Annotated in this window: 26 protein-coding genes and 1 tRNA gene; 12 read left to right on the forward strand and 15 right to left on the reverse strand. The window is 42.3% G+C overall.

The window, feature by feature from the left end; genetic code table 11:
- The first annotated feature begins 114 nt into the window (after positions 1-114).
- Genes PseudUWO311_RS19605 through PseudUWO311_RS19615 form a run of 3 tightly spaced genes read left to right on the forward strand, consistent with a single transcriptional unit; the run spans position 115 to position 1441 of the window.
- Positions 115-447, forward strand: coding sequence for a helix-turn-helix domain-containing protein (locus tag PseudUWO311_RS19605; RefSeq protein WP_142656913.1), 333 nt, complete (start codon positions 115-117; stop codon positions 445-447).
- The gene (locus PseudUWO311_RS19610) at positions 440-715 is read left to right on the forward strand and encodes a hypothetical protein (RefSeq protein ID WP_142656914.1); all 276 of its coding nucleotides are present in this window, start codon (positions 440-442) and stop codon (positions 713-715) included. The genes PseudUWO311_RS19605 and PseudUWO311_RS19610 overlap by 8 nt, the downstream gene beginning before the upstream one ends.
- A 39-nt stretch (positions 716-754) precedes the next feature.
- The gene (locus PseudUWO311_RS19615; RefSeq protein WP_142656915.1) at positions 755-1441 is read left to right on the forward strand and encodes an HAD family hydrolase; all 687 of its coding nucleotides are present in this window, start codon (positions 755-757) and stop codon (positions 1439-1441) included.
- Between the two features lie 53 nt (positions 1442-1494).
- Here PseudUWO311_RS19615 and PseudUWO311_RS24155 read toward each other — a convergent pair whose 3' ends face one another.
- From PseudUWO311_RS24155 to PseudUWO311_RS19640, 6 genes are all read right to left on the reverse strand, one after another.
- Positions 1495-1668: a hypothetical protein gene (locus PseudUWO311_RS24155; protein ID WP_190303578.1), complete on the reverse strand. Its 174-nt coding sequence runs from the start codon at positions 1666-1668 to the stop codon at positions 1495-1497.
- 517 nt (positions 1669-2185) lie between these two features.
- The gene (locus PseudUWO311_RS19620; protein ID WP_103667191.1) at positions 2186-2389 is read right to left on the reverse strand and encodes a phycobilisome linker polypeptide; all 204 of its coding nucleotides are present in this window, start codon (positions 2387-2389) and stop codon (positions 2186-2188) included.
- A 183-nt stretch (positions 2390-2572) separates the two neighbouring features.
- Positions 2573-3058 (reverse strand): allophycocyanin subunit beta, encoded by a 486-nt coding sequence (gene apcB, locus PseudUWO311_RS19625; protein ID WP_142656916.1) that lies wholly within the window; start codon positions 3056-3058, stop codon positions 2573-2575.
- A 135-nt stretch (positions 3059-3193) separates the two neighbouring features.
- The gene (gene apcA, locus PseudUWO311_RS19630) at positions 3194-3679 is read right to left on the reverse strand and encodes an allophycocyanin subunit alpha (protein ID WP_094536173.1); all 486 of its coding nucleotides are present in this window, start codon (positions 3677-3679) and stop codon (positions 3194-3196) included.
- A 251-nt stretch (positions 3680-3930) separates the two neighbouring features.
- The gene (locus PseudUWO311_RS19635) at positions 3931-4245 is read right to left on the reverse strand and encodes a TMEM14 family protein (RefSeq protein ID WP_142656917.1); all 315 of its coding nucleotides are present in this window, start codon (positions 4243-4245) and stop codon (positions 3931-3933) included.
- A gap of 176 nt (positions 4246-4421) precedes the next feature.
- Positions 4422-5381: a peptidoglycan DD-metalloendopeptidase family protein gene (locus tag PseudUWO311_RS19640; RefSeq protein WP_142656918.1), complete on the reverse strand. Its 960-nt coding sequence runs from the start codon at positions 5379-5381 to the stop codon at positions 4422-4424.
- Between the two features lie 373 nt (positions 5382-5754).
- On the opposite strand from PseudUWO311_RS19640, the gene PseudUWO311_RS19645 reads away from it, so the two are divergent.
- Positions 5755-6606 carry an inositol monophosphatase family protein gene (locus PseudUWO311_RS19645; protein ID WP_142656919.1) on the forward strand — a complete coding sequence of 284 codons (852 nt, stop codon included), beginning with the start codon at positions 5755-5757 and terminating at the stop codon, positions 6604-6606.
- 51 nt (positions 6607-6657) lie between these two features.
- On the opposite strand, the gene PseudUWO311_RS19650 is transcribed toward PseudUWO311_RS19645, so the two are convergent.
- Both PseudUWO311_RS19650 and psaC read right to left on the reverse strand, forming a co-directional pair.
- The gene (locus PseudUWO311_RS19650; protein ID WP_142656920.1) at positions 6658-7674 is read right to left on the reverse strand and encodes a M14 family metallopeptidase; all 1017 of its coding nucleotides are present in this window, start codon (positions 7672-7674) and stop codon (positions 6658-6660) included.
- Positions 7675-7854: 180 nt separating this feature from the next.
- The gene (psaC, locus tag PseudUWO311_RS19655; RefSeq protein ID WP_009628656.1) at positions 7855-8100 is read right to left on the reverse strand and encodes a photosystem I iron-sulfur center protein PsaC; all 246 of its coding nucleotides are present in this window, start codon (positions 8098-8100) and stop codon (positions 7855-7857) included.
- Between the two features lie 445 nt (positions 8101-8545).
- Between psaC and PseudUWO311_RS19660 the strand changes: the two genes are divergently transcribed.
- From PseudUWO311_RS19660 to PseudUWO311_RS19690, 7 genes are all read left to right on the forward strand, one after another.
- Positions 8546-9709, forward strand: coding sequence for a 1-deoxy-D-xylulose-5-phosphate reductoisomerase (locus PseudUWO311_RS19660; RefSeq protein WP_142656921.1), 1164 nt, complete (start codon positions 8546-8548; stop codon positions 9707-9709).
- 352 nt (positions 9710-10061) lie between these two features.
- The gene (locus PseudUWO311_RS19665; RefSeq protein WP_142656922.1) at positions 10062-11765 is read left to right on the forward strand and encodes a TPR end-of-group domain-containing protein; all 1704 of its coding nucleotides are present in this window, start codon (positions 10062-10064) and stop codon (positions 11763-11765) included.
- Positions 11766-11993: 228 nt separating this feature from the next.
- Complete coding sequence (locus PseudUWO311_RS19670) at positions 11994-12917, forward strand: methylenetetrahydrofolate reductase (RefSeq protein WP_142656923.1); 924 nt, start codon at positions 11994-11996, stop codon at positions 12915-12917.
- Positions 12918-12997: 80 nt separating this feature from the next.
- Positions 12998-13516, forward strand: a complete 519-nt coding sequence (locus PseudUWO311_RS19675; protein ID WP_142656924.1) for a DUF3172 domain-containing protein — start codon at positions 12998-13000, stop codon at positions 13514-13516.
- Positions 13517-13742: 226 nt separating this feature from the next.
- Positions 13743-14726, forward strand: a complete 984-nt coding sequence (locus PseudUWO311_RS19680) for a CHAD domain-containing protein (protein WP_142656925.1) — start codon at positions 13743-13745, stop codon at positions 14724-14726.
- Positions 14727-14796: 70 nt separating this feature from the next.
- Positions 14797-16362, forward strand: a complete 1566-nt coding sequence (locus tag PseudUWO311_RS19685) for a pyruvate kinase (RefSeq protein WP_142656926.1) — start codon at positions 14797-14799, stop codon at positions 16360-16362.
- Positions 16363-16418: 56 nt separating this feature from the next.
- Complete coding sequence (locus PseudUWO311_RS19690; protein WP_142656927.1) at positions 16419-16607, forward strand: hypothetical protein; 189 nt, start codon at positions 16419-16421, stop codon at positions 16605-16607.
- A 186-nt stretch (positions 16608-16793) separates the two neighbouring features.
- Here the strand turns inward: PseudUWO311_RS19690 and PseudUWO311_RS19695 are convergent, their stop codons facing one another.
- The 5 genes from PseudUWO311_RS19695 to PseudUWO311_RS19715 all read right to left on the reverse strand — a co-directional run bounded on the left by PseudUWO311_RS19695 (position 16794) and on the right by PseudUWO311_RS19715 (position 19566).
- On the reverse strand, positions 16794-17027 hold the full coding sequence (locus tag PseudUWO311_RS19695) for a DUF2555 domain-containing protein (protein WP_103669498.1): 234 nt from the start codon (positions 17025-17027) through the stop codon (positions 16794-16796).
- Between the two features lie 24 nt (positions 17028-17051).
- Positions 17052-17143: transfer RNA gene (locus PseudUWO311_RS19700), tRNA-Ser, on the reverse strand.
- 47 nt (positions 17144-17190) lie between these two features.
- Positions 17191-17478, reverse strand: a complete 288-nt coding sequence (locus tag PseudUWO311_RS19705; RefSeq protein WP_142656928.1) for an MSMEG_0570 family nitrogen starvation response protein — start codon at positions 17476-17478, stop codon at positions 17191-17193.
- A 42-nt stretch (positions 17479-17520) separates the two neighbouring features.
- A complete protein-coding gene (locus PseudUWO311_RS19710) occupies positions 17521-18672 on the reverse strand; it encodes an MSMEG_0565 family glycosyltransferase (RefSeq protein WP_142656929.1) in 1152 nt (383 codons plus the stop codon).
- 3 nt (positions 18673-18675) lie between these two features.
- On the reverse strand, positions 18676-19566 hold the full coding sequence (locus PseudUWO311_RS19715; protein WP_223807647.1) for a class I SAM-dependent methyltransferase: 891 nt from the start codon (positions 19564-19566) through the stop codon (positions 18676-18678).
- A 123-nt stretch (positions 19567-19689) separates the two neighbouring features.
- Here PseudUWO311_RS19715 and PseudUWO311_RS19720 point away from each other — a divergent pair, with 123 nt between their 5' ends.
- On the forward strand, positions 19690-20910 hold the full coding sequence (locus PseudUWO311_RS19720; RefSeq protein WP_223807648.1) for an NAD(P)/FAD-dependent oxidoreductase: 1221 nt from the start codon (positions 19690-19692) through the stop codon (positions 20908-20910).
- On the opposite strand, the gene PseudUWO311_RS19725 is transcribed toward PseudUWO311_RS19720, so the two are convergent.
- Positions 20872-22143, reverse strand: coding sequence for an MFS transporter (locus PseudUWO311_RS19725; protein WP_142656930.1), 1272 nt, complete (start codon positions 22141-22143; stop codon positions 20872-20874). The genes PseudUWO311_RS19720 and PseudUWO311_RS19725 overlap by 39 nt on opposite strands.
- Before the next feature lie 131 nt (positions 22144-22274).
- Positions 22275-22937, reverse strand: coding sequence for a pentapeptide repeat-containing protein (locus tag PseudUWO311_RS19730; protein WP_142656931.1), 663 nt, complete (start codon positions 22935-22937; stop codon positions 22275-22277).
- Between the last annotated feature and the right edge of the window lie 293 nt (positions 22938-23230).

Raw genomic sequence — 23230 nt, forward strand, 5'->3', positions numbered from 1 at the left:
ATCTTTGGAAAAACTTAATTAATTGACACAATCTCGAATAAGAAATTATACTCATTAGTTAACCGCCAGAACGCATATAGTTCTGAAATATTGGCGCAAATCACTTTCGTTACCATGACCAACCCTGCCGAATCAAATCAAACTGTAGTTACAAACTCATCAATTGCTTTATCTGAAAGAGAGCTGCAAGTGATTGAATTAGTAGCTGGTGGTTTAACCAACCAAGATATTGCAATCAAACTAGCAATTAGCAAGCGCACTGTCGATAATCACATCAGCAACATTTTAACGAAAACGAAAACCGATAATCGGGTTTCATTAGTACGTTGGGCTTTGCAATGGGGCAAGGTGTGCATTGACGAAGTTAACTGTTGCATAATTGGCACACATACAGTTGGTAATGTTTTAGATGTAAAAGATTTAGGACAGGAATTAGAAAGTGCCTAGCGGGGAGTTAGCGATTAATCATTGCAAAATTGTTTACAAGCCCGATATTGCTTTAGCGATGTATCGAGAGTTAGCATCACACATTGAGCAAATTGAAAATGTTAATGCTGAATTGTTTTGGCAAGAAAGCACTGAATTTAGTTATTTAGGTAGTCAAATTGGGGGCATGTGGCTTACCTACCCTCAATCAATATCTGAGCAATCCCAATTGTTGATTAAAAATATCTTGAACCATTACGGAAATTGGACTTCTGATCCCAAAGATTAGAAATCAACGTTTTGCGTACTTTTTCTAGATTAAAAAATTATGAGAAGACGTATATTTACTGATTTCGACGGTCCAATCATGGACGTGTCAGAGCGCTATTACCAAGTTTACTTATATTGCTTAGATAAAATTTGCAAGCCAGAACAAGTAGTTACGACTTTATCAAAGTCAGAGTTTTGGGAATTAAAGCGATCGCAAGTAACTGAAAAAGAAATCGCAAGTTTATCAGGCTTTGAAGATGAGAAACAATCCGTAGCTTTTGCTCACTTGCGACGTGCCACAGTGCATACAAATCCCTATTTTTCCTATGATCGTCTACTCGAAAATGCAATTCCAGCATTAGAGAAAGCACAACAGTTAAAAATCGATCTCGCTGTGATGACTATGCGTCGCCGCAGTGAACTCGAACCTGTACTTGATAAATATAATTTGAGACGATTTTTTCCTAGCGATCGCATCTTTTGTCTGGACGATGACTATGTGAAAACAGTTGATATTCAGGACAAACCCAAATTAATGAAAATGGCTCAAGCTAATCTTCCAGTGGTTCAGCAACAATGGATGATTGGCGATACAGAAGCAGATATTATTGCCGCTCAAACCTATGATGTTCCAGCTATCGCCGTACTTAGTGGCATCCGTAATCACACTCAACTAGAAAAATACAAGCCAAATCAAATTGCTCCCAACTTAATTTGCGCAATAAATGAGTTAGTAGATTTATAAATAAAACAAAAGCAGTGCTAAGCACTGCTTTTGTTTTATTTATAGGTGTCAGATTACATGCCCCCTAAAAACTCTTGCTTAGCAATCTTTACCATTAGAGCTTGCTGACCTAAATAAAGCATATGTAGCTCAGTAAGAAGTTGCTTAGCTGCATCTATATCAATATTTTGGATCTGTTGGCAAAACATCATATGGGTAAATTGCTTTTCGACAGGTAAGTCACTCATAAGTACCTCATTTACAAATCAATCAATGACACTAAACTATGACAATAACTAACGCTTTGAAGTTGCTTTAGACTAGATATTAGTCACTGTGTCAACATAACGTAACAATACTTTAAAGTCATTAAAAAAACTGTATCACGATAAACATTTTTTCTAGATATACCCAAAGAAATATTTTCTACAAAAAGTCATAAAGGTATTCCTTATGGTAGCTATAAGCAAATATAGCTAAAACCCAGAAGATAGTTGAGGTACTTTGCACCTTAACTATCTTCTGGGTTTTAAGTTAATACAAAAACACAAAATGGCTACGCCATTTTGTGTTTTTGAAACCCTTACAGGGTTTGTTTTTTAATTCACATAAGTGTCATTACACTTTTGTGAATGGCTATAAGACTTGCGACTGCTATTCAAATGACTATATATATCATTTTAAGCAATGCTATCTCCCTAAACTAAAAAAGCAGAAGATTCACAATGTGAATCTTCTGCTTTTTTAGTTTGGGGATAAGAAAAACTAAAGCAAGCCAGTATTTGCGCCTTGCTTGCCTGTAGCTAGTTCAACTTTTATAATCTTGCCGCCCATTTTCATAATGCGTTGCTGTTCAGCGAACCAGTTGTCGTATGACACTAACTTCGTGAAATAGGTATTTTGCAACTCTCGTTGTGTACGAATGCGAGTTTGGCTAGGTACACAAGCAGTGATTTTAAAAGTCCGCATAGCGGCGATCTCCTTCAGAGCCAGTTATTTAAAGATTAATTAGAAGTTAATTTCAAAGAAATATTTCTAGACTGATATAAGCGTTGGCGGCAAGATAGGAAGCTCAAGCTACCTACCTCCGCCGCCTTGTAAATATTAATTATTAAAAAATCAATAAATAGCAATTAACGCCATATCAAGCAATTAGCTCAAGCCAGAGCTGATGTAGTCGAGGTATACACCCAATTCTTTACCAGCGTCAGAACCAACGATGCTAGCAGCAACTTCTTTGATTGCTTGGATAGCTTGAATTGTAGAAACTACAGGTACTCCAAGAGAATTGTAGGTTTCTTTCAAACCATTGAGGACACGCTCGTCAAGGATCGAAGCATCACCAGCAAGCATTGCATAGGTTGCATAACGAAGGTAGTAGTCGAGGTCGCGGATACATGCGGCATAACGACGGGTGGTGTACATGTTGCCGCCGGGACGGGTAACATCTGAGTACAACAAGGACTTAGCAACTGCTTCCTTAACGATGGTTGCAGAGTTAGCGGAGATCGCTGCGGAAGCACGAACGCGAAGTTCGCCAGTTGCGAAATATGCTTTTAGCTTTTCGAGAGAAGCGGCATCAAGGTATTTACCTTGAACGTCAGAAGAATTGATGACGGAAGTAATTGCGTCTTGCATTTTTGTATATCTTTTAGGTTTGCAATTAGTTTTTTGAATTACGGATTCAGAATTCTGAATAGCTTAAATTCTGTTTTTAAAGAAAATTAATCCGAGAACAATCTGAAAACAATCGAAGAGAGTTCCAAGACAGACTTACTGCATTGCACCGATGACGTAGTCAAAGTAGTAACCAGCTTCGGCTGCATCTTCACCAGACAACAAGGAAGCTGCTGCATTTTTGAGACCACGTACACCTTCGACAACACCAGGAATAGGAGTGCCTAAAGAGTTGTACATTTCCTTAACGCCAACTAGACCGATTTCTTCGATAGGAGTGACATCACCAGATACAACTCCGTAGGTTACTAGGCGGAGGTAGTAGTCTAGATCACGAAGGCAAGTTGCGGTCATTTGCTCACCATATGCATTTCCACCAGGAGAAACAACATCAGGACGCTTTTGGAAAAGTTGATCGCCAGCTTGCTTAACGATGCGCTCGCGGGATTCTGTCAAAGTTTGGGCAATGCGAAGACGACGCTCACCAGAGCTTACAAAGCCCTTAATACGATCTAGTTCGCCAGGGCTGAGGTAACGTGCTTCAGCATCTGCATTCACGATAGACTTCGTGACTACGCTCATTTAATTTTTTCTCCAATCAAAAATGTGAATAAAAACGATTGATGTGATGCCATACCATGCAAGAATTCCTTTGTTTTAGCTAAGTCCTAAAGACAATCGCAAAAAACTTGAGGCTTGTCTGACATGGAAGGTTTCTTTGTCAAAGCAATGATTACCAGAACATTTTGAAGCATTGCGTTGTCTCCAAGCTTTTCTTCATCACACTTCTTAACAATTATTATGTTAACACCAGACTAGAACTGTTAGATCAATTAGGCTGGAAGTATTGCTGCCCCTAGCGTTGCGACCCCTCCGAGGATCATCAGCCCTGCTGGCATAAATTTTTTGGTTTTGAGCAGACGCACGACAAAGACGATCACTAGCAAGGCTGAGATCGTCATACCAACGATTTTGCCCCACTCTTGATTTTGGGCAGCGGCGGCTCCTGCAATGAGTAGTCCTGCACCACTAATGCTGCCAGAGATAATGGATGCCTTGCTTTGACTTTTAGCAAAACCAATTATGCCGCCAATGATCGCTACGACTCCATAGGCGATCAAAGCAATTGTACTTGGGGAAAATTTCATATTTGCATGTCGAGTTTTAAAAACTAGGAAAAAAAATACTATCGACACATGCTAGCGAACTGTATTTCTAGTCGATCTGTAACTCTAAATTTTAGTTACACAAGTTCACAAAAGAAAGGCGGCGCAAAGCGCCGCCTTTCTTTTGATGTGGGAGCTAAAACGCTGGATGGCAAAATTTAGAGCAGAAATAAATTGGTCATAACGGATGCGATGCGATTGAGATAAGGGGCAGGATCAAGGGCGACCCAGCCATCACCCGACGAAACCATGATCTCAAAATGCAGATGTGGCCCCGTAGAACGTCCTGTGGAGCCAACAATACCCAGTTGTTGACCTTGAGCTACGCTCTGCCCCTGATGGACATAAATTGCCTCAAGGTGAGCATAACGAGTACCCGTGGAGCCGTGATCGAGTTCGACAAGGTTGCCGTAACCATCGCCCCAACCTGCAAATTCGACACGGCCTGCCTTGGCAGCAAGTACGGGGGTACCGAAAGATGCGCCGAGGTCAATGCCGCTATGAAATGACCAGATTGTTGTGACAGGATTCATGCGCCAGCCATAGTTGGAGGTGACGGGAACTGCATAGGGCAGAGGATATCCGCCAGTTTGAAAGATGACATCAGGATTGCTTGAGCCTCTAGAAGCGATCGCGGCATTGAAAGGAACAGGATCGGGCTTCCAGATTGCCCCTGGTACAAATACGACTTGAGGCTTGCGTTGACAGCCGTTACGCTCAAAAAGAACGTCGGCGCGAATCTTAAATTTTTTGGCAACGGTGGTGTAATTTTCTTCGTTTTGAAAGCGGTAGGTTAAACCATCTAGGGGCGGGATTGATAAGATTTGCCCCACCTTGACTTCACCGTTACGAACTTCGGGGTTTAGCCCCATCAGGGTTGCAGTTTTAAGTTCGTACTGTTTGGCGATCGCTTCTAGAGTTTCGCCCTGTTTGACCTTGTGCTGAGCAAGATCATCGAGGGTTGGCTTACCACAGAGCTCTTCCGCCTCTTTTGAGTTGGCTTGATCAATTGGGGTTAATGGAGGTGAAGTAGTCGCTAGTACTGCTGAGGGAAATAGACTAGCGATCGCACTAGCGATTAAAACTGGCAGTAGGGATATTTTCCAAGACGGCTTCATGGAGTGTTACTTGAGATACTTGTGAGAGATATGTTGGACAGTAGGAGACTAAATTTGTGATTTGATAAAAAAGTAACAAAATATGAAGAATTAAGACAAGAATCTTCATATAGCAAATATTTAGATATTCTCGCAGCGATCGCTCCTTTATGAACACCACCGATCTGGTGAAATTAGATGGAGTTAAAGCGCTTTGTTCTTAAATCTCGAACCAATAAATTTTTTAGAAGTGTTGCGAAGCAACACTTCTAAAAAATTTATTGGTTCGTTTGATCGAAAATTGCTGTGAATCACTAGCTGATTTTTTAATTGGCAATCTGTTTAGGGCAAGCTTATCTTTTCCAAAATAAATCAACAAATACTTCCAAAGATCATGATAAATTCACTAGCTTCTGTTAGTAAAGAGCAACTACAAACCTTTTTAGATATTGCTACTGAGGCGGCTTGTACTGGTGGCGCAGTCCTGAAATCCTATATGGGAAATCTTAAGGAAAAAGAAGTTGAAGAAAAGCGTCCAGGAGATTTAGTGACGATCGCAGATAAAGAATCGGAAGCTATGGTTCTCTCAATTTTGCAGCGACACTTTCCTGATCATGGAATTTTGGCAGAAGAGTCGGGTGTATTAGGGAATACCGAGAGTCGATATTTATGGGCGATCGATCCTCTTGATGGCACAACTAATTATGCTCATCAATATCCATTTTCATCAGTTTCGATCGCTTTATTGATAGATGGAATCCCCTCAGTTGGAGCAATTTACGATCCATTCCGTGATGAGATATTTCGGGCGGCGACAGGTTTAGGAGCAACTCGTAATCGTCTGCCGATCCATGTTTCTAAAACTACAGAACTCAGCCGCAGTTTACTCGTGACTGGCTTTGCCTACGATCGCACGCTCGTTGAGGATAATAATTACGCTGAGTTTTGCCATTTCACGCACATCACCCAAGGCGTGAGGCGTGGAGGTTCGGCGGCGATGGATTTAGCGTATGTTGCTTGTGGGCGATTGGATGGTTATTGGGAGCGTGGCTTGTCTCTATGGGACTTGGCAGCGGGCGTGGTTGTCGTGCGTGAGGCTGGTGGCATTGTCACTGCTTACGATGGTAGCGAACATATTCCCAAGTCTGGAAGGTTGCTAGCAACCAATGGGCATTTGCATGAACAAATGATTGCAGAATTAGCATTAATCAAGCCTTTACCGTTCAAACTTCCCTTTGGGCGTTAGCTTCGGTCTAAAAAAATAGAATAAAAAAGCTGGTGCAAAGCACCAGCTTTTTTATTCTGGGATTGGGAAACGTTCCATTAGGTAGCAAAGGCAATCTTGACGAACGATATCGTTATTGAGACTGAGCATTGATGGCATCACAGGTACTTTTAAAATAATTTTGCCATTTTGAATTTGGAAATAGCGATCGCCATGTTCTTCTCCTTCTTCACTTAAAGCTGATAAATAAGCTCTCTCAGTTTTTGCTGCTCCAAAGTTTTCTCCAATTGGTAATTCACAAAAATTTAAGCAATCCATACCATTAGGGAAAGTAATGTCATCATCAGGCTCTCCCGTAAAGCTGAAATTAATTTCTTCTGGGACTTTGACGATCGCTACCGTGTGAAACAAATCAATATCAGCGATCTCCGAATCAGGCAAATCATCAAAACTATCGAGATTAAGACAGGTTTCTACATATTCCAACGCATGAGCCGTGCCATCGGGCATGTCAGGTTGACCACATTCCAAAACGATCGCAGGACAAAACTTACCAAAAGCATAGGATTGCACTGTCTTGGGGCTGGTGTAATACACCACAGTTTTATCAAATAGTCTCGCTAAATGTTGAGAATACTTATCTAACTGAGTAATACAGCCATAGTGAGGGTTTCTGCCAGTATTATTGTGAATATCGATGCTGGCAAATACGCCACGCGATCGCATTTCCGTAATTACTTTTTGTGCCATGATTTGCTCTGGCAATGGCTCTGATGAGTCTCCGATTTGCCAAATACGATTATAGTCAGGCTGATGGTCTAAATGCCTCTGACGATATTTCGCACCTTCGATATTGCCGATAAATAAAGACAGCGATCGCGGCAGCTTTTTGTTTTGATATTTACGAAGCAATTCCCGCATCGCTAACCAACTAGTTGTTTCATTGCCATGTAACAGAATCGAAACAAATAAAGATGGCTGGCGATCACCTTCGAGGTGGATCAGTGTGGGGTGCTTTAGTAATTGCCAAAGTTGAGTAGATTCAAGATCTATTAAGCCATCGGGTATGCGATCGAAAATATCAAGCATAGAAAATATATTTCAGATAGAGACAGCGCTAAGCGCCGTCTCTATTAAAACAAAAGGCACGCTATGCGTGCCTTTTGTTAAAAACAATTTAGGCGCACCAATTGGTACGCCTAAATCTAAATGCAGGATAAAGAATAATTGCACTTAACGAAAAATAAACAAGAATCTCGCCAACTAAAATTAGTAGGTAAGACCCATGCTGCGGCTGGTTTCAGCACCAAGATAGACACGGACGCTTAGGAAGTCAGTGGGGCAAGCAGTTTCGCAACGTTTGCAACCAATGCAGTCCTCGGTACGGGGAGAAGAAGCGATTTGAGCCGCTTTACATCCATCCCAAGGAACCATTTCCAAAACATCACAAGGACAGGCACGCACGCATTGTGTGCAGCCGATACAGGTGTCATAAATTTTGACTGCATGCGACATATTGCTATTGCTCCAATCAATATATGTACCTAGTTTAGGCACGGGATGTTTAAACCCAAGTTTATCGTAGTGGTTTACATTCGATGCTTAGATTGTGAGATAACTTAAAACAAATTAATATTTGGGGCTGTAATCAAGTTTTTATCTTGAATTTTATATAGATTTCGTAAATCTAAGCCCATATTAAAGTGGGGCAGCACTTCGCATCGTTCAACTTTTCTGGGCTTTATGCCCCAGTAGTCGCAAAACACAAAATGGCTACGCCATTTTGTGTTTTGCGACTACTGGGTTTGATTTTCAGTTCACTAAAGTGTTGTCATGCTTTTATGCATTGATATTTTAAAGAGTGTCGGGAGATATATTTTCAAAGATCTGAAGCGATCGCTCAAAAAACTATGCAAGACTTTAAATAATTAAATAATAAATATTAATAAAATCTTTACCTATGAAACGCATTACCCTGCTTGGCTCGACTGGTTCGATTGGCACACAAACACTAGATATCGTTGCTGAGTATCCTGAAAAATTTCAGGTAGTGGGGATGACAGCGGGGGGAAACATCGAACTGCTCGCAAAACAAATCCGCCAGTTTCAGCCCGAAATTGTAGCGATCGCGAGTGAAAGTAAAATTTCAGAACTAAAAGAGGCGATCGCCGATCTTGCGGTAAAGCCAATCCTACTAGCAGGAGCCGAAGGCGTAGAAACTGTAGCAGCCTATGGGGACTCAGAGGTAGTGGTAACGGGAATTGTTGGCTGTGCGGGACTATTGCCAACGATCGCAGCTATTAAAGCAGGTAAAAATATTGCATTGGCAAATAAGGAGACTTTAATCGCAGGTGGTGAAGTAGTTGTGCCATTAATGAAAAAGCATGGCGTGAAGTTATTGCCAGCGGATTCTGAACATTCAGCGATTTTCCAATGTTTGCAGGGAGTACCAGAGGGTGGACTGCGGCGGATTATTCTCACTGCTTCAGGTGGAGCATTTCGCGATCGCCCTACAGAGGAACTCGCATCAGTAACTGTTGCTGATGCCTTGAAGCATCCTAATTGGGCGATGGGTAAGAAGATCACGATTGACTCAGCCACTCTCATGAATAAAGGATTGGAAGTAATCGAAGCCCATTATCTTTTTGGAGTTAATTATGACCAGATCGAGATTGTGATTCATCCTCAAAGTATTATTCATTCGCTGATCGAATTAGAAGACACCTCAGTACTTGCACAACTTGGTATCCCCGATATGCGGCTACCTTTGCTTTATTCCCTCTCTTATCCCGATCGCATTCCTACCCAATGGGAACGCCTCGATCTAGTTAAATGCGGTACTCTCACCTTCCGCGCTCCCGATCATCAGAAATACCCATGCATGGAATTAGCCTATGCCGCTGGTCGTGAAGGTGGAACCATGCCTGCGGTATTGAATGCCGCTAATGAGCAAGTAGTAGAACTATTTTTGCAAGAGCGAATTCGTTATGTCCAAATTGCTGATTTGATCAAACATGTGTGCGATCGGCACAATTGTGTTTCTAAGCCAGAGCTTGAAGATATTCTTGAAGCTGACAAATGGGCTAGAAATGCAGTGATCGAACAAGTTCTACTTAAAGTTTAGATAAGCTTTTCTCTGACACACAGCAAATATGTTCTTTATTGTGTAATGACGTTACGTGAAAGGGATTCCTAATTCCAAAAGATTTGCCAGTATATCCAAACAAACCAAAATAGCTGGCAGTTGGTCAACCTGCCAGCTATTTTGGTTATAAAAATTGGTTTTTTGAAAGCTCACCGTAGGTGAGCTTTCAAAAAACCAATTTTGGTGTTTCCAGCGCCAAAGGCGCTGGAAACACCAAAATTGGTTTCATAATGAGAATTGCTGCTAACTGCATACCAATAATCCGTCTAAATGGCAAGTGGCGCTACGTCGTATTACCCCAATAATTGCTCCTTAAAATTGGAATTTTACTATGATTGAGATTGCCGTATTTGTTTTTCTGGGATGGATATTATCTTTGTGTTTGCATGAGTTTGGACATGCGATCGCAGCCTATTATGGTGGAGACACTTCAGTAAAAGAAAAAGGCTATTTGACACTCAATCCACTCAAATATGTCGATCCAGTTTTGACGCTGATTATGCCGATGATTTTTCTGTTAATGGGAGGAATCGGACTGCCAGGAGCGGCGGTATATATTAATTCTAGTCAGATTCGCAACCGTATGTGGTTGAGCTTGACTTCGCTCGCGGGACCATTGGCAAGCTTGGTATCGGCGCTAATTCTAGTTGTCATTTATAAATTTAGTATTAGCCAACTATCTCCAGTAAGTCTTAATGAGCTGATGCAACTGAAATATGCTTCTCAGTTATCTACTGACGTTCTTTTTAATATGTACATGCCAGAACTTTCAAAATACTGGTTTATCTTTGGCTTATCAATACTTATTTATTTGGAAGTATTTTCAGTAATTCTTAATCTTATGCCCATTCCGTCTCTAGATGGATACGGCGCGATCGAACCTTGGTTGCCTCGGTCGTGGCGAGCAAAACTAGAGCCTGTAAAAAAATATGGATTTGCGATTTTTCTGGCTTTATTTTGGTTTTTGCCCACATTTAGTAGGCAGTTCTCTCGATGGATTATGCAACTTACGGGATTGTTCGATATCGATGCAAGCTATATCAGAACGGGGTTTACCTTGTTCCAAAAGGCATCTACGCCTATGGCTGTAGCGATATTAGTCTTATTCATTGTCATTCGTAAGCTCACGATTAAAAAACATGAAGCACTATACGAAAGTGCTTTAGCTCATCAGCGTTCGCGAAAATTAGATTTAGCTTTGAGGGATGTAGAAAAGGCGATCGCAATTCAGTCTGATTTCCAGAAAGCCTTGCTGTTGAAGGCAGACATTCTTTATGAACGCCAAGATTATGCGGCAGCAGGGAGTATTTGGGAAGCATACCTCTCCGCCCATCCTCACGACTTGGAGGTGCAGCAAAACTCTATCCGCGTCTTGGGCAATCTTGGCCGAAATGAAGAAGCTTTAGATTTATGCGATCGCCTTTTATTTGACAATCCTCATAATGCTTATATTTGGCAATTGAAGGTATGGATATTACATAATCTGCAAGATGAAGAGCGAGAATTAGAGGCTTGCGATCGCGGTATTGAGATTAAGCCAGATGCGGTCTATTTTTGGAATGTAAAAGCTGACATCTTTACAAGTAGAGAATCTTGGCAGGATGCTTTACAGGCTTATCAAAAAGTCACGGAAATAGATAGAAGAAATATCTCTGCTTGGGTATCTCAATCCAAGATTTTAATAAAATTAAATCGATTGGAGAATGCTTTAGTCTGTAGCGATCGCGCTCTGCAAATAGATCCTCGCGAATTAGATGCACTTCACTACCACAGTTATATTCTTTGCTTGCTCCATCAACTCGATGAAGCAATTGAATTTCTGGATCGGATGCTCAGAATCGATCCTAAGCGTTCTGTGGCTTTTTACAATAAAGCTTGCTGCTATGCCGAGCGTAAACAGTTAGATCTAGCGATCGCTAATCTCAAGTCAGCGATTCTTTATGACAGTAGCTTAGAACTAAAAGAACAAGCTAAAACCGATGAAAGTTTTGCCAAAATTCGAGATACTTCAGAATTTCAACAATTACTCGCATGAAATTAGCCTTGCACTCAAGTGCAGGCTAAAAGCTCAAACCCGTTGAAACGGGCTGCATAAAATTAGCAAGGTGGGCTTTGCCCATCTTGCTAATTACATAGCATATTCTTTAGTCCACTTCAGTGGACTTGAGCTTTTAGCCAAGAACTTGAGTTCTTGGCTTAGCTTGCGATCGCAATAGTTTAAAATGCAAACAAACTTAAAATTTCTTTAAAAGCTTTGTTTCGCATGATTGATTCGCCCCAGCCAATAGTTGAACAACCATTTCATAAATTTCGCACAGCAATTGCCAATAAGGAATTTCTGATTACGGCTGAGGTGTCTCCACCCAAGGGCAGCGATCCGACTCATATGCTTGAACAAACGCGATCGCTCAAAGGGCGAGTTCATGCCGTGAATATTACTGATTCTAGTCGGGCGGTGATGAGCATGAGTCCTGTAGCCGCATCAGTCTTGATCCAGCAGCAGATAGGGATTGAAACTGTTTGTCAACTCGCCTGTCGCGATCGCAATCGCATTGCATTGCAAGGAGATTTATTTGGGGCGGCGGCGTTAGGAATTACCAATATTCTTGCGCTCACGGGCGATCCCGTAAAAGCTGGAGATTCACCCGATGCGCGATCGGTGTTTGACTATGAATCGGTGCGATTATTACAATTAATTCAAAAGCTTAATCAAGGATCGGATGCCAACGGTAAAGCGTTGCCCCATCAAGGTACGAACTTTGTAGCTGGAGCCGCAGTTGATCCGCAGTCGCCCAGTTGGTCGGGTTTACAAAAGCGGTTTGAGCGCAAGGTTAATGCGGGGGCGCAATTTTTTCAAAGCCAATTAATTACCGATTTTGATCGCCTCGATAAATTTGTCAATCAAATTGCCAATCAATCCGACAAGCCCATTCTGGCAGGCATATTTTTAATTAAATCAGCTAAAAATGCGCTGTTTTTAAATAAATTTGTGCCAGGGGTGCAAATCCCTGACCATATCATTGATCGACTAGCTAAGGCTAAGTCACCTTTACAGGAAGGCATAGCGATCTCGGCTGAACAGATCCAAACAGCTCGGCAAATTTGTCAAGGCGTGCATATTATGGCTATCAAAGCTGAACACTTGATTCCAGAGATTCTAGACCTTGCAGGTGTGTCAATTATCTAACTTTAGGGAGGTTTACTTTATAAAACTTCCTAAATCTCAACACATTCGGTTAATCTAAGGAATCACCCTACCTAACATCTATGGCAAGACGTAGATATTCTTCAACCCTGAATACACCTCCCACTGAACCAAGATCTAACGGGACAACGACCAAACTGGCGATCGCAGGCGCGATTTTTGCGGTCGGTATTGGTGTTGGTATTGCCCTGTCTACGCTCAACCCTACGCCGCGTACTGTTGATGCGATTCGTTTAGACAACCTTGCCCCTAGCCGCGATTTTTGTAATAACTATGGCGCATCGGCAATGGTGATGAGTAGCCGTGTCTATGTCACACTCAATCCTTTTAATGTATTTATTAGCCAAGCTGAACCTGTGCCTGGATGTGTAGTTTTGCCGAATAACTGGAATGTGCTTTTACAAAAAAATGTGATTAAAGAATCAGATATTCGTCAATGTAAGGACAGGATGAATACCTTTGGCTTTACAGGCGATCTAGAAAAAGCTCCCACCGTTGATTGTATTTACGAAAGTAAAAATGCTTCCGAAAAGTTTACTAACGGTTTACCCGCAGCACCTAGTCCCAGTCCTCAGCCATAAAACCTAAACAAAGAAAGGCGACGCTTCGCGTCGCCTTTCTTTTGATGGCTATAGCTATTCTAGATAAAAACCAAAATAGATTTGATGTTAAGCCCAATATGATTAAGTTTAAATATGTGTAGATAGTAATTAGAAAATTAAGGGAGTGAGATAATAGGAGCGTTGAGATTAACATCCAAAATTGATCTGGGATCTCAATGAACTAAATAATGCAAGGTGAATTTGTATGAAGCACCAGCCATTAGATTTATCAATTAAGCTAGGTGAGTACAGTTATCAAATCATTCAACAAAACTTTCAGAGGATTGTCGAACAAGAAAAAGCCATCTTTGAAGATAAAGATCCTGAACCTTTGCATCAGATGCGAGTTGGGATGCGCCGTTTGAGAACAGCTATTCAAGTATTTGGCTCTGCGATCGTCTTACCAAAAGCTGTAAGCAATCCATCCATCGGAAAAACCGCTAAAAGTTTAGGAGAAACCCGCGATTTAGATGTACTTCAACAAGAACTGATAAGCCGCTACCAGCCTTTGTTGGACAATACAGAACTACTGAAGTTTGAGAAGGTTTTGAAGCGTTTGCAAAAAAAACGAGATCGCAGCTTTCTCGATTTACAGAAGACTCTGAATGGCGATCGCTATTACGACTTAAAGCAGGGTATCCAATCTTGGCTAGATCAGCCCAGATATACAATGATCGGCGATTTGGTAGTTCGAGAAGTTTTGCCCGACTTGCTACTTCCATTAATCTGTCAACTTTTTCTCCACCAAGGGTGGCTGGTAGGAACAACTATTCAGTTAGAAAAAGTCACTGTGATTGCTATTGAAAATTCTGAGGAGTTGCATCAACACCTAGAGAAATTTGTTAATGCTCTCCATGACCTACGCAAACAAATGAAAGGTATTCGCTATCAAGCAGAGTTCTTTTCAGGTTTTTATGAGGCTTCATACCTTGAGAGAATTGAGGAGTTTAAGGCGATCCAAGAAATCTTGGGACAGCTTCACGATCGTGAAGTCTTGCGTCAGTTTTTAGAATCGACATTGAATGCAGATTTGGCACAGGTGCTACCCACTGTAAACCAGACAATGGAGCAGGAGCAAATCACATTTTGGCAAAATTGGCAGCCAATCCAGCAACATTACCTCTCCTTAGAATTTCGCCAATCATTGCGATCGCTACTCTCAACACCGATAGATATTGCACATGCATAACTAGCGCATCAGAGACATTAAATCATTCGGAACTATCCTGCGAATATATAGATTTAGGAACCTTTGATATATGATTAGCCAAACTTCACCAGTTAGTATCGATCCCCAGTTTTTATCAAGTCCTCATGTCCTGCTATCGACTCTTCAAGCACTACGCCAGAAGGTTGAAAGCGAAGGAGCCATTACCTTTAATAAATGGCAATCGGGCATTCATCGGGCTGAATTTCTCCCAAGTGCCTTAAATCTAGCTCAATACCTAGCATTACGTCAGTACGATCTCCGCGAACTCCAATCCGCATTAATGCCTTGGGGATTGTCTTCGTTAGGAAGGATTGAAGCAAGGGTATTGCCCAATCTTGATGCTGTGATTGCGGCGCTAGAAGTAATGTGTGGCAACTACTCCACAGAAAATTTTCACCGTCAACCACTAGAATCCTTTTTTGAAGGCAATCGTTTGCTTCTCCAGCATACCAAAGAATTGTTTGGGACAGACTGTCCCCATCGGCGGGTCAGAATTATGGTTACTTTGCCCACGGAAGCTGCTACTGACTATGAGTTAGTACGCGAAATTATCCGACGGGGCGCAAACTCTGTGCGAATTAACTGCGCCCATGACAATCCAGAAATATGGGAGAGCATGATTGCTCACGTTCGTCGAGCAGAACAAGAAAATGGAACCTCTTGCAAAGTAATGATGGACTTAGCGGGACCCAAGATCCGCACGGGAGAAGTCCTTAAGCCACCTGATCGAAAGCGGGTATTTCGTGGGGATCGCATCTTGCTCTCGCGGTGTGCACCTAAATCTGCAAGTAAATTAGAAACAGGCGAGGCGATCGCATCACCTATAGACCAATTCCAAACTTGCTGTACGGTTCCCGAAATCCTCGATTTATTAGTAGTTGATGCACCCGTATATATAGATGATGGCAAGATTCGGACTCGCGTGGTTGACACCCAATATCGATTGCCAGATGGGCAATTAGGGCTGTTGCTTCAAGTAACCCATGCTAGCCCCAAAGGAGTCAAACTTCGTCCCGAAAAAGGATTGAACTTTCCCAAAACAATTTTATCGCTCAGTCCTCTTACGGCAAAGGATTTAAGCGATCTAGATTTTGTCGCCATTCACGCAGATATTATTGGTTACTCTTTTGTGCAGCACCCTGCTGATATTGATTTACTGCAACAAGAGTTAAGTCTTCGCTTAGATGGCAGATCCCCTAGCCCCGCGATCGTGGCAAAGATTGAAACTGCGATCGCGGTTTCCAATCTTCCAGAATTAATCATCCACGCAGCAAGCAAACAATCATTTGGTGTGATGATCGCGAGAGGTGACTTAGCCGTTGAAATTGGATATCAAAGATTGACGGAGATTCAAGAAGAAATTCTCTGGATTTGCGAAGCTGCTCATGTACCTGTAATATGGGCTACGCAAGTGCTAGAAAGCTTGGTCAAAGATGGAGCACCTTCTCGCGGAGAGATGACGGATGCTGCTATGGCTGAACGCGCTGAGTGCGTGATGTTAAATAAAGGGCCCTTTATTGCCGAAGCCATCACAATCCTCGATGATGTCCTAACTCGGATGGAAGCCCACCAGTCGAAAAAAACGCCCCAGTTACGAGCATTACATTCTTGGTAAATTAACAGCAATTACATCGATTTTCTTTAATCCACCTAGCTTTTGAGTAATTTATTATGACTACAAAATTAATCAATATCGAAGTCGATCTTCAAAATCACTACACAGTATCATCCCTAAATCAGGCGATTCAGGATGAATTGATTAAGTATGGAAAACCACTTAACTGGATTGTGGTTGATGCAGACAGAGAACGTCAAAAAGTTCATGTTAAGGCGATTTACCCCACCCAGTCACATCAATAAATTCCAGTAATTGGCTTTTGTTTTGAAACTATAGCTATAGTCAAGTAAGTTAAGACATAAAACCCAGAAGAGGGTTGCGGCGCTTCGCGCCGCAACCCTCTTCTGGGTTTTGCTTTTGTCCAAGCCCGAAAATAAAATTTGTGGCAAACAATAAAAAAGGTGCGCTAAGCGCACCTTTTTTATTGTTTAGCATTCATCAAATGATTCGACATCTAATAAATGGCGGTATGGCTCGGCTAGCTCTGAGCCTTTAAAAGCTAGTGCTCGCAAAATATGCCAATCACTTAAGCTCTCAAAAGCATTGGCATAGTCATCACGTTCTAAACGATCTGCGATCGCCGCAACATCTGACGCACTAAATTTACTAGGATCGACTTCTGGAGCTTCGCCAACTACATCCTTTGAAGGGTTATTAACCATATCGCTCTATGACAGTCCTGTGAACGGAGAGAGAGGGATTTGAACCCTCGGTACGGAGTTACCTGCCGTACAACAGATTAGCAATCTGCCGCTTTCGTCCACTCAGCCATCTCTCCAAATTTATTAGGAATTATATCTTATCAGATACCGTGCATAATGCAAGCTAATTGTTAAATTTAATAAATTTCACTTTGGGTTGCTTGTTCTGAGCGAACTTCGCCGCCTTAGCCTCGATTTCTTGCAACTGTCCCAAAGCCAATCCACAGGGAAATCCATACTTGGCTTTGACGCGATCGCTGGCAATATTTAAAGCAGTACGCGATCGTTCGACAAAATCCATGAGGTCATATTCGGTATCTGCTGCGAAATATTCTTTGACGATCAAAGATGGCGAATAGCAGGAATCTTGAGATTCATCTGGCCAAACAATTTGAAAACGAACTTCAGGCATAAAATCTCCATCACAATTAGGTTAGGCGGAGCTTCGCGTCGCCTAACCTAATTTTTGCATTTTTTTGTAATGAGCTGTATGCATCTGCGCCGAATTTTCCCATGTATATTTTGGCAAAATGGACTGGCTAGCTTGCACTAAAGCCTGACTAACATCAGATTGCCTAATTAAGCACATCGCTTGAGCGATCGCATCCACATCGTCAGGATTAATCAACAAAGCTTGCTGATTAGATAAAAATTCTGTAAAGGGTGGGCAGTTAGAAGTAATCACAGGGATACCCGATGCGATCGCCTCCATAATCACTAAACCCCAACCTTCCTTGGCGGATGGAAAGACAAAAGCATCAGCGCAGCGATAAAGTGTAGGTAATTCAACATCCGTGAGAACGCCTGTAATGATAAGGGATTTCGCGATATCTAGCTCCTGTGCGATCGCTAGAAATTGATCGCGATATGCTTGATAATCAAATAATGTTGCCCCTCCCGCAATCACCAATTGAGCCTTGGGAAAGTCAGCAAGAACCAGAGAAAAAGCTTGAATCAGCTTAATTGAATTTTTACGTGGTTCAATTCCGCCGACAGTCAGATAAATTGGTGAACCTGTTAACCTAAATTTTTGGCTGATTTGTAATTCTGTACCATTGCGATCGCTAGAAAATCTTTGCAAATTTACACCGTTAATCACTCGCGGCGCATGGATTTGGTAATGTTCATAAATTTGGGCTTGCCAGCCTGCACTCACGCATAAACATAGCTCAGCTTCGCGAATAGATCGATCCTGACAAGCCTGTAAATAAGGGCTATTGTAATCTTCGATATGGTGAATGGTGCGGATAAAGTGGGGAATGAGTCCTTGCGATCGCAAAATCGCCAAAGCATTGGCACTGATGCAGTCCTGAGCGTGATAGATATCATAATCTAGTGACGAGTTCTGCAAATAATCCACAAATTCCTGAATGCGTTGCTGAATTAGTTGATCTATTGCCTGTGGTGCAGGTTGCGCAAGAATTGGTTGAAATTCACAGGACAAATGGCGTTCAAATCCTGAGCCATCTTTATCTAATGCATAGATACATACTTGATGTCCTAAAGCTTGCAATGCTTCCGCAAGTTCTAGGGTATGGATCACGCTCCCTCTAGGTTTTGTGGAATAAGTGAGTAAAGCGATGCGTAATTTCGATGACTGCGGCATGGATTATATTTTATGGGCAACGTGAAAAGCGGAGATGAAAGAGAGCTTTAGGCGATCTCCATGATTTTTATGGAGGACTTCTCTCAATTTTGCAAATAGATTATTTCTATTCTCCGCAGCTAGGGCGATATAGGGTGAAAGTGTACTCAAAAGTAGCAGATAGTCATCAAGGCTATAGTTGACTTGATGAATCGCAGATTCATAGTTGACATTTTTAAAATATCCTGAATCACTGATCATCTCACTGAACTTCATAAAATCTGCTTGATGATTGGCTCTGCCTTCATGTCTGGCATATAGGGGAATAGAAGGTGCTAAGACCTCATAAATCTCATCAACCAATTGATAAGTTTCTTGATCTAATTGTGGTGGAGTATTCCATAACAAAATGAGCGATCCTTGAGTTTTCAATGCTGCTGCCGATTTGACATAGGCGATCGCAGGATCAATCCAATGCCAAGATGTTGCGGCTAGAACTGCATCAAAGCGATCGCATTTTAATTCCCATTCTTCAAAGGCAAGATTTTGAATTTCGACATTAGGATATTCTGCACAATTGAGTTTCGCTAAGTCTGAAGCTTCTCGATTTGGCTCCAAACTCAATAGCGAAAAGCCAAGCTGAGCAAGTGGCACTGTTGCGATCGCGGGACCACAACCTAATTCTAAAATTTTGGCTTTTGGGGACAGCTGAGCAAGCTGTATTGCTCGTTCAATTACAGTTTGTGGATATCGGGGTCTGACACGATTATAAGCATCAGCGACGGAGCCATACCAATTCTTTCTTTCTCCTAAGTCTTTACCCGCATAGTCTTTTACTACCTCTGTCCAAGTTTTGTTGCTGATGTTACCTCGTTTTCCTTTGCCCATTACTTTTGCCCCTACAGCAGTTTGCACATTGCTTAACTTTATAGCAAGCCCTGCACTCAAGTGCGGGCTAAAAGCTCAAACCCGTTGAAACGGGTTACGGAAAAGTAATCTTTAGTCCACTTCAGTGGACTTGAGATTTTAGCCAAGAACTTGAGTTCTTGGTTTATTCGCGTAACATTAATACATAGAGAAACTCCGTCAAGGCAAAACATGAATTACGATGCGATCGCGATCGGGGCAGGGCTGTCGGGCTGTAGCGCTGCCATTCAATTAGCAAAACTTGGCTACCGCGTCCTTTTGCTGGAGCAAAGTCATTACCCAATGCATAAACTCTGTGGTGAGTTTCTATCCGTTGAAGTAACCGCAGCATTTGAGCATCTGGGCATACTAGAGCAGGTTCATAAAATTGGTGCTCAGCCAATTCATCGCGCTTACCTAACCACTGCTAACGGTGCATCATTTCGGAGTAAGCTCCCTAGCACAGCATTAGGACTGAGCCGCTATCAACTAGACTTGATGCTATTTCAACGGGCACAAGCAGTGAATGTAACTTGTATCGATAACATCAAGGTTACAGGCGTTACAGGCAATCTCTCAGAGGGATTTACAGTGAATACGACTAAAGGAGAATTCTCTGGACGGATCGTATTGGGTGCATTTGGTAAACGCTCATCGCTCGATCGCAGTCTTAATCGGGCATTTGTGCAAAAGCGATCGCCTTGGATTGCTTACAAAGGACATTTCACGGGTGTAGATATAGCCGATGTGATTGAATTACATGCTTTCCCCAACGGCTATTGCGGATTATCACAGATCGAAACAGGGGAAATAAATGTTTGTTGGATTGCCCATGAACGGGTGATGAAGGAGCCAACGCATCCAGAATTAGATATTCCTGAATCTCTAGCCAAAAATCCTGTACTAGCCGATCGCTTTCGCCATATGCAAAGAGTTTCCTCTTCATTGCAAGGATTAAGCCAGATTAGCTTTGAACTGAAAGAGAACTTTCACAATGATATTTGCATGATTGGCGATACAGCAGGGATGATTACGCCGCTTTGTGGCGATGGTATGGCGATGGCTTTGCGGTCAGCGGAAATCGTGGTTCCTTTTGTCAGTCAATTTCTGGAACATCAAATCACAGCGCTCTCCTTTAAGCAACAATATGCGATCGCATGGCGTAAGGAATTTCAAACACGCTTGCAACTCGGCAGAATCATGCATAATTGCTTTATCCAGCCTCCCCTTGCAAATATGGGCGTGAGCCTATGTCAAATGGTTCCTGCGTTAGGGAATTGGATTATCGGTGCAACCCGTGGTAAGCCACAGCAGTTACTCGGCAACGAACTTGCCAGTAATGCGCTCTCCTAATGCTATGCCCACACCTGCGGCAAGAAAGACGATCGCCGTTAACAAAATTACATTTGGCGTTGAGATCATCTCCGCAGGTTTAGGAACCAGATAACCAAAAACTGCGATCGCTCCCGATAGCCCACCAAAGAACATTCCTACAGTCAATCCACTTAGGGATTTAGGAACCATTGTTAGCGCGAAGGCAATCATGCCATTGTTTACCGCGCTAAGACAGGTGAGCATAAATAGAATGATGATGATGGATGCGATCGCACCGTAGCCAGCAGATAACAAGCCTAAACCTGCGGCAATACAGCCGAAGCTAATAATCATTAGGCGTTTGTTATCAATTAGCTTTGAGATTTTCGCTGTCAATAGAGCGACTAGTCCCTGAGCAATAAAAGCTGCTCCCATTAAAATCTCAAAAGGTAAACCTGTAAATCCTGTAATATCTGCTTTGATTGTTCGGGGTAACACATCTCCCATCAGTAATCGTATTCCTAAGCCGATCGCAGCACCAACAAATAGGACAATTGCTAAGTTACTCAAACAATCGCGAATTGGTAACGGTTCATTTTTTTCTAATTTTTCTAATTCTGGATTGAGGTTTTTAGGAATGTAGATCATCGCACTTCGCAATCCTGCCGCACTTGCAAGCAGAACAATTGAAGCGATCGTAAAAGTCGCAGGTGCGCCCAGACTCAAAATAAATTTCGTCCCCAAAGGTCTGATCGAAGCAACAAAACCACCGACTAGCGTTAACACACTGCCTGCCTGCGGTAGTTTTGTCGCTCCCGCAAAGATACCGAGCAAGCACATGACGGGACTCCGAAAGGTTGCCATCACGATCGCCCAGAGGATGGCTAGACTGAGCAAAAGTATGCGCGTAATTTCGTTTGCGCCACCAAAAATAACAACACAGGGTAGTCCAACAAATAAAGCTGTTGAGGCGATCGCAGCGGCAATAATAAAGGGCATTCGCGTGCTATACCAACGCTGCCAGCGATCGGACAGACCACCAAATAATGGCTCGACAATTACCGCGATCACGTTTTCGATTACCAGTATTAGCGCTGCAAATTGTTGTGCTTGACTGGTTGGATAGCCAAAAACCTGTTCGATAAACTGCGGTAAATAGATCGCATAAGCGATCCAAGTCAGAGTCATTGCTCCCTGAACTGATGCTAAGCCCCATACTTGGAGCCAGCGCACTTGATCAGGCGCTTGATTTGATGGTGATGCGATCGTCATTAAAAAACTCTCTAAGAAGTACTTTCTACGTCAAAAGCTCCAAGAGATCCCCCTCAATCCCCCTTAAAAAGGGGGAAGAGTTTAATTCTCCCCCCTTTTTTAAGGGGGGCTGGGGGGATCTAGCACAATTCTTAAAACTGCATACAGCCTTGCATAGAAACTTTGCCGTCGGGCATAGTTGCACGGCAAAGATTAGCTTGACTTAGATCTACATTAGTTACATTGGCATTGGTGAGGTCAGCACGATACAAATCCGCACCCTTGAGATTTGCGCCAGTCAAATCTGCACCATATAAGCTTGCGTTTCGCAAAGAGGCATTAGTTAGATTAGCGCCGTTGAGCTTGGCATAAACCAACTCGATATCAATCAAGTTAGAGTTTTGCAAATTCGCTTCGGTTAAATCAGCATACTTCCAGCGACTATTACGAGCATTTGCCCCAGACAAATTTACTTTAATCAAATCGCTATGAATCAAAAAAGTATTTCGTAGATCTGAGTTGCTGAGATCTGCACCACGAAAATCAGCATAATACATGGTACTAAAAGCCAAAGTTGCCCCAGAGAGAGAACTTTTGCGTAGATCAGCAACATCAAGGAACGATTCACGTAAATTGACCCCATTTGCCGCAATGCCACTTAGCTCGCATCGCTGACAAGTACGATGAGTCAAAAGTTCTTGGAGATGTCCAGCATTTTGCGCTTGGACGCTTGATGCTATGCCCATTGTCATGAAGCTAGTCACAAAGGCGCTAGCGATCGCAGTCACGGAGTGAGTAAAGGCTGTTGACTTCATAAAAAAGTACCTAAATTGAGCAATCCCTCTTTAATAATTATCATACGCGCCCTCTATACAACACCGCAAAATGTAACAAAAAACTAAAAGTAAGGCGCAAAGCGGCTTACTTTTAACTACCTATGCTGAAAACTCGAAGGTTGTGCCCCTGCGGGGCACAACCTTCGAGTTTGGGTTTGAAATTAATTATGTTCATCTACTTGGCTGCTGTCGCCAGTAAGGGTTCTTAATTTAAGAACCCTTACTGGGTCTGTTTTTTGATTAGCTAAAGTGTAGTCACACTTTCTTGAATT

The organism is Pseudanabaena sp. UWO311 (assembly GCF_006937785.1).
GTDB lineage: Bacteria > Cyanobacteriota > Cyanobacteriia > Pseudanabaenales > Pseudanabaenaceae > Pseudanabaena.